Here is a 12,103-nt window from a genome sequence, read left to right as displayed (position 1 = left end):
CCCATCCTCCGACGCTGAGCGTCCACCACCTTGCGAGGAGCACCTAGCACCGATGGCAGCCGCCGGGGACTTCGTCCACCTGCACGTCCACACCGAATACTCGATGCTGGACGGCGCCTCGCTGCTCGACGGGCTCTTCACCCGCGTGCGCGACCTCGGCATGTCGTCGATCGCGATGACCGACCACGGCAACCTCCACGGCGCCTACGACTTCTACTCCAAGGCGAAGAAATACGACGTCCGCCCGATCATCGGCATCGAGGCCTACCTGACGCCCCAGACCGAGCGTGGCGAGCGGCGCCGCGTGCGGTGGGGCCAGGGCGACATCGCCGAGGAGGGCGGCAACGACGTCGCGGGCGGTGGTGCCTACACCCACATGACGATGTGGGCCTCGACCACGGAGGGCATGCACAACCTCTTCCGGCTCTCTTCCCGCTCGAGCCTGGAGGGCTTCTTCTACAAGCCGCGGGCCGACCGCGAGCTGCTCAACACCTATGCGAAGGGCTTGATCGCCACGACGGGCTGCCCGTCGGGCGAGATTCAGACGCGCCTGCGGCTCGGGCAATACGACGAGGCCCGGCGCTCGGCGGCGGAGTTCCAGGAGATCTTCGGCAAGGACAGCTTCTTCCTGGAGCTGATGGATCACGGGATCGACATCGAGAAGCGGGTCCGTGACGACCTGCTGCGGCTCGGCAAGGACCTCGGCATCCCGCCGGTCGCGACCAACGACTCCCACTACAACAACCCCGACGACGCGGCTGCCCACGACGCCTTGATCTGCGTGGCGTCGGGCAAGCGTCTGTCCGACACCAACCGGCTCAAGTTCGACGGCGGCGGCTACTACATCAAGTCCGCCGCGGAGATGCGCGAGCTCTGGGCCGACCGGTTCGGGATGCCCGAGGCGTGCGACAACACCCTGCTCATCGCTGAGCGGTGCGAGGTCGAGTTCACCGAGTCGACCGGTGGCTACATGGCCCGCGCCGACGTCCCGGCCGGGGAGACCGAGGAGTCCTGGTTCTCCAAGGAGGTGTGGCGCGGCATCGAGTCCCGCTACCCGGGCGAGCGGCTGTCCGCAGAGGTTCGCGAGCGGGTCGACATGGAGCTCGGGATCATCTCCCAGAAGGGCTACTGCGGCTACTACCTCGTGGTCGCCGACTTCATCAACTGGGCCAAGGACAACGGCATCCGGGTCGGTCCCGGCCGAGGTTCCGGCGCCGGGTCGATCGCGGCCTACGCGTTGCGGATCACCGACCTGTGCCCCCTCGAGCACGGCCTGTTCTTCGAGCGTTTCCTCAACCCCGAGCGTCCCTCGATGCCCGACTTCGACATCGACTTCGACGACCACCGTCGCGGCGAGGTCATCGCCTACGTCACGCAGAAGTACGGCGCCGACCGCGTCGCCCAGATCGCGACGTTCGGCCGACTCAAGGCCAAGGCTGCGATCAAGGACGCCGCCCGGGTGCTCGACTACGGCTTCGCGGTGAGCGACCGGATCACCAAGGCGCTGCCGCCCGACGTCATGGGCAAGGGCGTCCGGCTCAACGACATCTTCAACCCCGAGGACAAGCGTTACGGCGAGGGTGGCGAGTTCCGGGCGCTGCACGAGCAGGACACCGACGTCCGGCGCATCTACGAGACCGCGCTCGGTCTCGAGGGTCAGATCCGCAACTGGGGCGTCCACGCTGCCGGCGTGATCATGTCCAGCGAGCCCATCATCGACGTGGTGCCGATCATGGCGCGGCCGCAGGACGGCACCGTCATCACGCAGTTCGACTACCCGATGTGCGAGTCGCTCGGGCTGGTCAAGATGGACTTCCTCGGCCTGTCCAACCTCCACACGCTCGAAGACGCGCTGGTCAACATCAAGGCCAACCGCGACGAGACCGTCGTGCTGGAGGACCTGCCCTTCGATGACCGGCCCACCTATGAGCTGATGGGGCGCGGCGACACCCTCGGCGTGTTCCAGCTCGATGGTGGCGGCATGCGCGCGCTGCTGCGGTCGATGCTCCCCGACCAGTTCGCCGACATCACGGCGGTCTCGGCCCTCTACCGGCCGGGTCCGATGGGAGCCGACTCCCACAACAAATACGCCCACCGCAAGAACGGCCGCGAGCCGATCACGCCGATCCACCCGGCGCTGGCCGACGCACTCGAGTCGGTGCTGGGGGAGACCTACGGGCTGATCGTCTACCAAGAGCAGGTCATGGCGATCGCCCAGGTGCTCGCCGGCTTCTCCCTCGGCGCCGCCGACAACATGCGGCGAGCGATGGGCAAGAAGAAGAAGGAAGAGCTCGACAAGCAGTACGCCGGCTTCGAGTCGGGCATGCTCGAACGCGGTTATCCGCAAGACGCGATCAAGACGCTGTGGGAGATCTTGGTCCCCTTCGCCGACTACGCCTTCAACAAGTCGCACTCGGCGGCCTACGGCGTCATCACCTACTGGACGGCCTACCTCAAGGCCAACTACCCGACCGAATACATGGCGGCGCTCTTGACCTCGGTCAAGAACGACAAGGACAAGATGGCGATCTACCTCAACGAGTGTCGCCGGATGAAGATCCAGGTCCTCCCGCCCGACGTCAACGAGTCGTCCCACGACTTCACCGCGGTCGGCACCGACATCCGCTTCGGCATGACGGCGATCCGCAACGTCGGAGCCAACGTCGTCGAGCAGGTCGTGGGCACGCGCGAGACCAAGGGGCGCTACGAGTCGTTCAACGACTTCCTCGACAAGGTGCCGGCGCTGGTCTGCAACAAGCGGGTCATCGAGTCGCTCATCAAGGCCGGCGCCTTCGACGACCTCAAGCACCGCCGGCGCGCGCTCGTCGCAATTCACGAGACGGCGGTGGATCAATACGTCGACATCAAGCGCAACGAGGCGATCGGTCAGGACTCGCTCTTCGCCGGCCTCGACGACATCGAGGGCGGCGACTTCGGGGTCAGCGTGACGATCCCCGACCTCGACGAGTGGGACAAGACCACCCTGCTCGGCCATGAGCGGGACATGCTCGGGCTCTACGTCTCTGACCATCCCTTGCTCGGCCTCGAGCACGTCCTCGCCGGCAGCGCCGACAGCACCGTCGGTGACCTGATGACCAACGAGGAGCTGCCCGACCAGGCCGTGGTCACGGTCAGCGGTCTCGTCACCTCGGTGCAGCGCAAGATCACCAAGAAGGGCGACCCGTGGGCGATGATCACCCTCGAGGACCTCGAGGGTGCGATCGACGTGCTGCTGTTCCCGAGCGCCTATCAGCTGGCCAGCCCCTACCTGATGCCTGACGCGATCATCACGGTCAAGGGACGAGTGTCGCGCAGCAAGGACCAGCCTGAGCTGCACGCGATGGAGGTGACGGTCCCCGACCTGGAGACCAACACGGACGGCCCGGTCGTCATCAGCCTGCCCTCGACCCGCTGCACGGCACCGGTGATCGCTCAGCTGCGGGAGGTGCTCGCGAGCCACCCCGGTCTCACCGAGGTCCGGCTTCGCCTGCTCATGCGCGACGCGACCCGGGTGATGCGCCTCGACGACAACCTCCGAGTGTCCCCGAGCCCCTCACTGTTCGCCGATCTCAAGCAACTGCTCGGTCCCCAGTGCCTCGCGGGCTAGAGGCCCCCTGGCAGGATGCAACGGTGGAGACCGAGTCGCAGGAACGCGCGCCCTCGTCCGCCGGCATCGTGGTCGGGGGAGTGGTCGTCACGGCCAGCGCCGCGGTCGGTGCACTCGGCGGCTGGCTCTGGTACCAGTGGTGGGGGCCGCCGAACAAGGGCTCGATCTACGAGACGCTCGACGGGCGCATCCTCTGGCTCGACCCGACCGACAAGGGCATCGCCCACCAGTTCAACGGTCCGGCTCAATACGCGATCATCGGGATCGGCCTCGGACTCGTGCTGGGCGTGCTCGCCGCACTTCTCGGCCGACGCCAGGCCCTGGTCGCGCTCGGGTCCCTCATCGTCGGCAGCGCCCTCGCGGCGTTCCTCGCGTGGGGCGTCGGCAACGTGTTGAGCCCGCCGGATCCCCAGCAGTACGCCAAGAAGTCGGCCGTCTGCACCGAGGCACCCTGCAAGGAGTACGACGCCGCCATCGAGGTGAGCGGATGGACCCCGTTCCTCTGCTGGCCGCTGGGCGCGTTGGCCGGCTTCTCGCTCACCGTGGTCGTCGCGGAGTGGATCGGAAGCTTCCGCGGCTCCCAGGCTGCTCAGCGCGACGCCGGCACCTGGCTCGCCGCGCCCGGCGCCCGCCAGGAGCCGTAACGCGAGCTCAGTCGCCGACCGGCGCCACTCCGTGCGCCGCCCGCACGAAGATCCGGCGCAGAAGCGCCCTTCCGGCGCGGTAGCCGACGAACGCGCCGGCGATCCAGAGAAGTACCGCGACGACGTCGGTCGCAGCCAAAGCCGCCGCGACTGCAGCGCCGAGCGCACCGCCTGCACCGAAGGCCACGATCGCAACGACGCCCGTCAGGGCAGGCGAGGGTTGCTGCGTGCTCATCCGTTGGTCCGTTCCCTCGCTTGAATACTGCAGTACTGATAGTTGAAGCATGTCGAAACGTACGACCGAAGCTGTTTCCGTCCAACGATGTCCCACTGCGGCGACGTGCAGGTGCCGGCAGCGCACGTGCGCGTGCCGATCTTGAAATAGTTCCAGACCACCGTAACGACGTAGACCGGCGCATCAGGCAGGTGGGCGAACGCCTCGTACTGTGTTTTCACGCGGAGCTTGATGCCCTTCATGACAGTGTCTTGGCCGCCGGTGAGGAAGTCGAGCATCCACGCGTACCAGTTGTCGCTCAGGGTGCTTTGCCATTCGGTCTCTTCGACGACACGCCGCGAGACCTCACCGAGGTTGAGGTAGTACAGAACCCCCCGCGAATTTGGGGTCTGTTCAACCGTATCCGTGTGATCGCCAGCGGTCGGAGACGCGTGGACGGTTTCGGTGCCGGTAGATGGCGCTGTTGCGTTGGCGCGCGGATCGAGGGCCAGAAGTGAGACGAAGGTTGCGATCGACAAGACGATCACGATGGCGCTGCGTCTGAACTGCATTGTTCCCCCCGAGGGATGTTGTAATGAACTTGGCGTTCAATCAAGGTTCGTATTACAACATATCGAGTTGTCTTTGGAAACCGATCAGACGGTGCTCAGGCCGGTTGCTCCGGTGGACGACAACGGCGCGGTGCAAGAAGGCGGAGTTTCGAACTACTTCGGCCGGCCGATGTCGGCGGTGATCGCAGCGGTGAGACTCACCAGATCCGCGGGGGCAAGCTCGACCTCGAGCCCGCGTCGACCCGCCGAGACGAACACCGTGGAGTGTGCGAGAGCGCTCTCATCGACGACGGTCGGGTGGAGCCGCTTCTGGCCGAGCGGTGAGATCCCGCCGACGACATAGCCGGTCGAGCGCTCTGCTGCCTTGGGGTCGGCCATGGCGGCCTTGCGGCCGCCCACGGCGCGGGCCAGCGCCTTCAGGTCGAGCTGGCCGGAGACGGGCACCACTGCGACCGTGAGGGTGCCGTCGACGTCGGCGAGCAGTGTCTTGAACACCTGGGCGGCGGAGATGCCGAGCGCGTGGGCGGCTTCCTCGCCGTAGGAGTCCGACCGCGGGTCGTGGTCATAGTCGTGCACGGTGAAGTCCGCGCCGGCGGTGGTCAGGGCGGTGGTGGCCGGGGTGCCCCCGGCGCGCTGCTTCTTCGCCATCACTGAGCCATCACTGCATCGGCCAGGGCGTCAGTTGGGCGACCAGCGCGTCCGGGCGACCTCGGTCGCCGGGAGAGAGCTGATGACGTTCATCGTCTGGAGCTCGCTGCGGAGCAGGTCGGTGACCAGCGTGAGCCGCTCCTCGGCATCGGCGGCCTCGAGCAGTTGCTGTCGCTCGGAGATCGGGAGTGGTGCGCACGCGGCGAGCACCCACGAGAGGTAGGTGGGATCGGTGGGCAGGCTGCCGCGGTAGGGATCGGCCGAGATCTCACTGAGCACGTGGCGGTAGGCGGTGAACGTCGCGCGCGCCAGGTCGAGGAGCGCCTCGGGCACCTTCACGTCGGGCTCGGGCAGCTCGTCGACCTCGCCGACGGGGAAGAGGTCGCCGCGCTCGAGCTTGTCGAGCCGGATCCGGTCGCGACCGACGACGACGATGTCGAAGGTGCCGTCAGGATGTGCCTCGACCTCGCTGAGCTGGAGGCGTACCCCGATCCGGTAGAGCGACTGTGCGCCGTGGTCACCGACCTCGTATCCCTCGCGGATCGCCACCGACCCGAAGAGGCGTTCGGCCGGGTCCTCGAGGCGCAGCAGGTGGTGCATCAGCGCGCGGTAGCGGTCCTCGAAGACGTGCAGCGGCACGGTGACACCCGGGAACAGCACGGTGTTCAGGGGGAACATCGGGAGCCGGTCGGTCACCACCCCTTCAACCTAGCCGCCGGGACCCCGACTATCCGGCAAGCACGTCGAGGATCGCCTCGATGACCGCGTCGGGACGATCGATGTGGATGTCGTGGCCCGTGTGCTTCACCACGATGACCTTCCCGTCGGTCGACTCGGTGGCGAACTCGTCGTTGGCGTCGACCCACGCCGCCCGGCTGACGGCGTCGTAGTCGCGGGGGAGGCCGGCCGGTCGTCGGGGGAGCGGCGCCTGCAGGACGACCACCGGGTGGTTACCGAACAGCCTGCCGGGCTTGTCGAGCACGGCGATGCCCTCCTCGTTGCAGGCGGTGAGGAGGAGGTGCTCGTTGTTCTGGTCGGGGTCGGCGATGTAGCCGGTCAGGAACGACCGCTCCATGACGAGGTCCTGTGACTCGTCCGCCTTCTCCGGCGGCAGTACGGCGAGCTGCTTCCCGGCGACGCGCGGACCCCAGGGCTCGATGAGCACGGCGCCGGCCACGAGCTCCGGCGCCCGATCGGCGAGCCCGAGGGCGGGGAGCGAGCCCAGCGAGTGAGCGACGATGACCATCGGCTCGTCCAACCCGGCGGCGTCGAGCAGCGCCAGCAGGTCGTCGACCTGGTCCTCGGTGGTGCGACGGTCCTCCGAGGGGAGCGAGCTGCCGCCGACCCCCAGCCTGTCGTAGCCGCAGAGGTGGTGACCGTCGGTGGCGAACTCCGAGGCCATCTTGCTCCAGTAGGTCACGTCCGGGCCCATCCCCGAGATCAGCAGGACCGTGGGCTCGCCGACGACCGCCTCGCCCCAGCAGCGCAGGTAGATCTCGTGGCCGCCGATGTCGACTTGTTCCTCGGTCACCGCGGGCACGGACGGCGTGGCCGACCCGCTGGTGGCGGGATCGTCCGGAGTGGAGGGAGCGCTCTGGGAGCTCGTGTCAGCGCTGTCGCTCGTGTCGGCGTCGCCGCCGCAGCCACCCATCGACAGGGCGGTCGTCGCGACGAGAGCGGCGAAGGTCAGGGATCGGGGAGCCATACCGGCAACGCTCCTCTTCACGCTGCCGGTATGGCATCAGGGCAGACCCGCATTTCTCCTACAGGGTCCAGCGCACCAGCTTGCCCGCGGGGCCGTCGCGGTGAGGCAGCGTCCGCGGTGCCCACGGAACCTGGCGCTGCTTGAAGCCCAGGCCCGCCAGCACGTTGGTCGTCGCGTAGAGGTGACCGTTGGCGATCTCCAGCGCAGCGGGCTGGTTGATCGTCGCGAACTCCTCCGGGATGTCCGAACCCGCGGGGAACCGCAGGATCGTGTTGGGGAAGAGCATCGCGACGTAGATGTCGCCGTTCTTGGCGATCGCGAGGCCCGTCGCGGCGAACAGTCCGCCGACGACCGGCTCCGTGGTGCCGTCGGAGGGATCGATGCTGAAGACCGCGCCGGCGCCAGGGAACTCGCCCGCCAGGGTCGTGACATAGAGCATCCCGTCCGGGCCGACCTCCACGTCGGTGGGCACCGGCTCGTTGAGCACCGTCTCGCCGATCGTGCAGTCGGGCAGGCCGTACTCCTCGGCCACGCCGGCGTCGATCTCACCGGGCAGTGGCGGCAGGATCGACAGCACCTTCACGTTGCCGTCGGACGAGACCTCCCACACCAGGTTGGCAGCCGCATCGGCGACGTAGGTCGTCCCTCCGATCTTGGCGCTGGCGTAGGGGTGCGACTCGATCGCTCCGTTGTGCACCGGCGGCCCGAAGGTCTCCTGGTCGATCTGGTCGGCGCAGGTCGGGTCGAGGTCGGTGAAGCCGTACTCGACGTCGCCGTCGGGGTTGCGGTTGGTCTCGGCGCGGCCGAGGTTGCCGAGCTTCATGGAGTGGCCGTCCTTGTAGGTCATCACGAACGCGACGGCCTTCTCGGGCGTGCCCTCCCCGGTCAGGACGTAGGTGAGCGTCCGGCCCCGACGGGAGAGGCCGCCGACCTCGCCGGCGCCACCGGTGACCTCGCGGGTGCGGTGGCCGGGTTCGACGCGGAGCACTGGACCACCGAAGTTCTGGGAGACGAACGAGACGTCGTACTTGCTCACGGCGAGGCTCAGCGGCGCCAGGAGGTGCCGCGCGAGCACCTCAGGATCCGAGGCCGCGCGCGCCGTGGCGGGGCTTGAGGGCATGGTGGCGGTGGCAGCGGCCAGGGCGGTCGCAGAGGCGAGCAGCGCGAGGACGCGCTTGCGGGGGGAGGACTTCATCGCATCACTTTTCTCGAGAGGGGAGCCGGGCCCGAGAGGGTTGCCCGACCATCGTGAGCGGCCGGGCGGCCGTACGTGGGGAAATGCAAAAACTCCTCTCAGCCTCGAAGGAACGTGAGGACCGCGCGCACCCGACGGTGCTCGTCGACCGTCGTGGGCAGGTCGAGCTTGGTGAAGATCCGGGAGATGTGGGCCTCCACCGTCTTGAGCTCGATGACCAGGCGCTCCCCGATCCCGGCGTTGGACATGCCCTGCGCCATCAGGTCGAGGACCTCGCGTTCGCGGTCGGAGAGGCGGGAGAGCTGTGCGCCGAGCTGTTGCCGACCGAGGAGGTGGGCGACGACCTCGGGGTCGAGGACGGTGCCTCCGTCGTGGACGGTCCGGAGCGCAGCGACGAGCACGTCGGCGTCGACGACCCGGTCCTTGAGGAGGTAGCCGAAGCGCTGGGGGTGCTCGCGCGCCAGGTCGGCGACGTACCTGCTCTCCAGCGACTGAGAGAGCAGCAGGATGCCGAGTGTCGGGTGGGCTGCCCGGAGCTCCGCGGCCGCCCGAGCACCCTCGTGGGTGAACGTCGGTGGCATCCGGATGTCGACCACGGCGACGTCGGGCCGGGTCTCGGCGACGAGCTCGAGCAGCGCGGGCGCGTCGGCCGCCGTACCGACGACGTCGTGGCCTGCTTCGGTCAGCAAGGTGGCGACGGCCTGCCGGAGCAGCCCGGAGTCGTCGGCGATCACGATGCGCACGGGATCACCGCCTCCAGGGTCGTCCCGATTCCCGGATCGGAGGAGATCGTCACGGTCCCGCCGCTGGCCTCGACGCGGTCGCGAAGACCGCGCAAGCCGCTGCTGCTCTGGTCGGCACCACCGCGACCGTCGTCAGCGACACGGAGGAGCAGGTGGCCGCCGTCCTGGCGTACGTCGACGTCGATCCGGGCTGCCTCGGCATGTTTCTGCGCGTTGACCACGGCCTCGGCCACCACGAGCCAGGCGGTGAACTCGACAGCCGGCTCCCAGCGGCCAGATGGCGCGTTGACCTGGACAGGCACGGGGGAGTGGCGCGCGACGTCGTCGAGCACGGCGGCCAGGCCTCCCTCGACGAGGGCTTGCGGATGCAGACCGTTGGCGAGGTCGCGCAGCTCCCGGGCGGCGTCGCGGGCCGACGTCGCGCCGGCGACCAAGGCATGGTGCATCCGGTCGGCGTCGCCGTTGAGTTGGGCCGACTGGAGGTCGAACGCGAGGGCGAGGAGGGTCTGCTGCGCGCCGTCGTGGAGGTCGCGCTCGATCCGCTTCCGCTCCTGGCGCTGGGCGTCGGCGATCCGCGAGCGCGACTCGGTCAGCTCTGCGAGGTTGCGCTGGAGCTCGGCGCGGAGCCGGGTGTTGTCGAGCTCGGCGGCGACGAGCGCGCTGGCGCGGGTCACCGTCGCCTCGTCCGTGCGGAGCGGGTCGAAGCCGATCCACGCCACCGTCCTCCCGCGACGCACCACCTCCACCTGGTGCGGCTCGGACCCGGCCAGTGCGCCCGACCCGTCGACGGGTCCGTCGATGCCGGGATAGCTGACACTGACGGACGGGTCGGCCAGCGCGACCCGGAGCACGGCCTCAGGGTCGAGCCCGGCTCGGTCCTCGGCCAGGGCGCGTCGCACGACCCGGCCAGCGTCATAGGCCCTGCGGTTGAAGCGTCGGTCGACGCGTTGCTGCACCGCTGTCCGCAGCGGTGCGAAGAGCAGGGCCGAGGTGACCGCTCCGACCGCTGCGGTGGTGGCCGGCGAGGGCGCGGTGTCCCAGCTGACCCGGCTCCCGATCCAGACGATGCCGGCGTAGACGGCGGCGAGCAGGACGGACAGCACGGAGTAGGTCGTCGTCGTCGACACGATGCGGTCGACGTCGTAGAGCCGGTACCGCAGAACCGACAGGCCAGCGGTCACCGGGATCAGGACCAGGAAGAGCCCGACCGTGATCAGGATCAGCGCGTTGTCGTCGTTGACGACTGCGTAGAGGTGCACGGGGATCACTGCCGGCAGCAGGGCGGCCGCGAAGGAGAGCCAGAGCAGCTGGCGGCGGGCATCGCCCTCGGCTCGCCTCCAGCGCAGCACCATCGACGCGCCGCTCGCGATGAGGCAGCCAGCGACGACGAGGAACGCCAGGAGCCCGCCCACGCGAGCAGGTCCGCCGATGGCGTCGATCGTCAATGGGTTGTCGACCCGGTTGTAGGGAGCGTTGAGCTCGCCGTTGCCGGTGACGGAGAGCCCGAAGGACACCAAGGTGGCGACCACGGAGACCCGTCCGACCGTGCGCCAGCGTGGTGAGAGGTAGGTGCCGGTCGGCGTGAGGAGAAGGATCAGCGTCAGCAACGGCCACCACGGGAAGAACACCTTGTCGGCGAGCAGCGCGGCGGCGCCGGCGCCGCCGACCTTCGGCGGCTCGACGATCGCGGCCAGTGCGAACCACTGGTCGAAAGCCAGGCTGAGGATCAGGGCGAAGGACAACCCCGTGAAGAGCCAGCCGACCGCGTGACGCGGGTGGGTACGCACGATCGCGAGTCCGACCACTCCCGGGGCGAGGACGGCGCCGCAGGCGAGCCAGACCCACTCGGGAGGGATCGAGTCGACCTGGTCCCCGTAGCCCAGGTCGTCGATCCAGCGGTCGACGAAGGTGCTGGCCACCATGGTCCCCACCTCGAGGAGCAGTACGGCGGCCGTGACCGCCGTGGCGACCCGCTGACTCTTGGTCATGGAGCCCATCGTGGCCCGACTGTGGCGGTTACGCGTCAGGGTTAACCCGAATCGCAGGTGGGGTGGCCGCTCCGACGCCCCGCACCCGGGTCACGACCGATGCTCGAAGGGCCAGCTCCTCGCATCCAGAAAGGCTTTCCGCCATGACCCAGCTCGCCACCCCTGAGACCCAGGCCCCGACCACGGGAGCACCCGGTCGTCGTACTCTCGTCGGCCTCGCCGGCGCCATCCTCGTCTGCTACGTGGTGATGCTCGGGACGGGCTCGGACGTCCATGCCGACACCAAGCTCGCCGACATCAAGGGCTTCTACGACTACGACCAGACGACGAGCCAGGTGATGTCCTACGTCGGCATGGTCTTCGTCGCCCTGGTCGTCTTCTTCGGCGCTGCCGTCCGCCACGCGCTCCGGCAGAGCCGAGCCACCTGGCTCGCCGACGTCTCCTTCTTCGGCTTCGGCGCCCTCGCGGCGACCTTCGCATCGTGGGTCGTCACGGACTCGGCGCTGTGGCGAGCCGTCGACTACGGCGACGAGTCCTCGATCCGGAGCCTCGCGGCGATCAGCGACGCCGGCTTCCTGCCGCTGATGGCGAGCATGATCGCGGTCTACGTCGGCACCGGCCTGGTCGGCCTGACCACCGGAGCGATCCCGAAGTGGCTGGCCGTCACCTCGGTAGGGATCGGGGTGGTCGCCCCGATGAGCATCCTCGGCTTCATCGGTGCCAGCCTCCTGCCGCTGTGGGTCCTCGCGCTCGCGATCACCGTGCGCCTGGAGCCGTCCGCCTGACG

General features: G+C 68.7%; 11 protein-coding genes. 3 read left to right on the top strand and 8 right to left on the bottom strand.

The features are described 5' to 3' along the window. Nucleotides 1-52 precede the first annotated feature (52 nt). Nucleotides 53-3,607 (top strand): DNA polymerase III subunit alpha, encoded by a 3,555-nt coding sequence (gene dnaE, locus F0U44_RS14785; RefSeq protein WP_149729127.1) that lies wholly within the window; start codon nucleotides 53-55, stop codon nucleotides 3,605-3,607. A gap of 23 nt (nucleotides 3,608-3,630) precedes the next feature. Beyond that, a complete protein-coding gene (locus F0U44_RS14780) occupies nucleotides 3,631-4,251 on the top strand; it encodes a hypothetical protein (protein ID WP_149729126.1) in 621 nt (206 codons plus the stop codon). Between the two features lie 7 nt (nucleotides 4,252-4,258). Here F0U44_RS14780 and F0U44_RS14775 read toward each other — a convergent pair whose 3' ends face one another. From F0U44_RS14775 to F0U44_RS14740, 8 genes are all read right to left on the bottom strand, one after another. Beyond that, entirely contained in the window at nucleotides 4,259-4,486 is a 228-nt protein-coding gene (locus F0U44_RS14775; protein WP_149729125.1) for a hypothetical protein, read from the bottom strand. Next, nucleotides 4,483-5,037 carry a hypothetical protein gene (locus tag F0U44_RS14770; protein WP_149729124.1) on the bottom strand — a complete coding sequence of 185 codons (555 nt, stop codon included), beginning with the start codon at nucleotides 5,035-5,037 and terminating at the stop codon, nucleotides 4,483-4,485. The genes F0U44_RS14775 and F0U44_RS14770 overlap by 4 nt, the downstream gene beginning before the upstream one ends. A 153-nt stretch (nucleotides 5,038-5,190) precedes the next feature. Further along, on the bottom strand, nucleotides 5,191-5,685 hold the full coding sequence (gene ybaK, locus F0U44_RS14765; protein ID WP_149729123.1) for a Cys-tRNA(Pro) deacylase: 495 nt from the start codon (nucleotides 5,683-5,685) through the stop codon (nucleotides 5,191-5,193). 30 nt (nucleotides 5,686-5,715) lie between these two features. Next, nucleotides 5,716-6,381, bottom strand: a complete 666-nt coding sequence (locus tag F0U44_RS14760; RefSeq protein WP_149729122.1) for an LON peptidase substrate-binding domain-containing protein — start codon at nucleotides 6,379-6,381, stop codon at nucleotides 5,716-5,718. A 31-nt stretch (nucleotides 6,382-6,412) separates the two neighbouring features. After that, nucleotides 6,413-7,390 carry an alpha/beta fold hydrolase gene (locus F0U44_RS14755; protein ID WP_149729121.1) on the bottom strand — a complete coding sequence of 326 codons (978 nt, stop codon included), beginning with the start codon at nucleotides 7,388-7,390 and terminating at the stop codon, nucleotides 6,413-6,415. Nucleotides 7,391-7,448: 58 nt separating this feature from the next. Continuing rightward, nucleotides 7,449-8,585: a ScyD/ScyE family protein gene (locus tag F0U44_RS14750; RefSeq protein ID WP_149729120.1), complete on the bottom strand. Its 1,137-nt coding sequence runs from the start codon at nucleotides 8,583-8,585 to the stop codon at nucleotides 7,449-7,451. 98 nt (nucleotides 8,586-8,683) lie between these two features. Then, nucleotides 8,684-9,328, bottom strand: coding sequence for a response regulator transcription factor (locus F0U44_RS14745; RefSeq protein ID WP_149729119.1), 645 nt, complete (start codon nucleotides 9,326-9,328; stop codon nucleotides 8,684-8,686). Next, nucleotides 9,316-11,316: a sensor histidine kinase gene (locus tag F0U44_RS14740; protein WP_188113501.1), complete on the bottom strand. Its 2,001-nt coding sequence runs from the start codon at nucleotides 11,314-11,316 to the stop codon at nucleotides 9,316-9,318. Before F0U44_RS14740 ends, F0U44_RS14745 begins: the two co-directional genes overlap by 13 nt. A 143-nt stretch (nucleotides 11,317-11,459) precedes the next feature. Here F0U44_RS14740 and F0U44_RS23050 point away from each other — a divergent pair, with 143 nt between their 5' ends. Continuing rightward, on the top strand, nucleotides 11,460-12,101 hold the full coding sequence (locus F0U44_RS23050; RefSeq protein ID WP_188113500.1) for a hypothetical protein: 642 nt from the start codon (nucleotides 11,460-11,462) through the stop codon (nucleotides 12,099-12,101). Nucleotides 12,102-12,103 lie beyond the last annotated feature (2 nt).

The organism is Nocardioides humilatus (assembly GCF_008373755.1).
In the GTDB taxonomy this organism is placed as follows: Bacteria; Actinomycetota; Actinomycetes; order Propionibacteriales; family Nocardioidaceae; genus Nocardioides; species Nocardioides humilatus.
This window is presented reverse-complemented; position numbering and strand designations above follow the sequence as displayed.

Excerpts from the sequence above, each read along its gene's own strand:
- dnaE (WP_149729127.1), top strand. The coding sequence starts at position 53 with ATGGCAGCCGCCGGGGACTTCGTCCACCTGCACGTCCACACCGAATAC.
- F0U44_RS14775 (WP_149729125.1), bottom strand. The coding sequence starts at position 4,486 with ATGAGCACGCAGCAACCCTCGCCTGCCCTGACGGGCGTCGTTGCGATC.
- F0U44_RS14770 (WP_149729124.1), bottom strand. The coding sequence starts at position 5,037 with ATGCAGTTCAGACGCAGCGCCATCGTGATCGTCTTGTCGATCGCAACC.
- ybaK (WP_149729123.1), bottom strand. The coding sequence starts at position 5,685 with ATGGCGAAGAAGCAGCGCGCCGGGGGCACCCCGGCCACCACCGCCCTG.
- F0U44_RS14755 (WP_149729121.1), bottom strand. The coding sequence starts at position 7,390 with ATGGCTCCCCGATCCCTGACCTTCGCCGCTCTCGTCGCGACGACCGCC.
- F0U44_RS14750 (WP_149729120.1), bottom strand. The coding sequence starts at position 8,585 with ATGAAGTCCTCCCCCCGCAAGCGCGTCCTCGCGCTGCTCGCCTCTGCG.
- F0U44_RS14740 (WP_188113501.1), bottom strand. The coding sequence starts at position 11,316 with ATGACCAAGAGTCAGCGGGTCGCCACGGCGGTCACGGCCGCCGTACTG.
- F0U44_RS23050 (WP_188113500.1), top strand. The coding sequence starts at position 11,460 with ATGACCCAGCTCGCCACCCCTGAGACCCAGGCCCCGACCACGGGAGCA.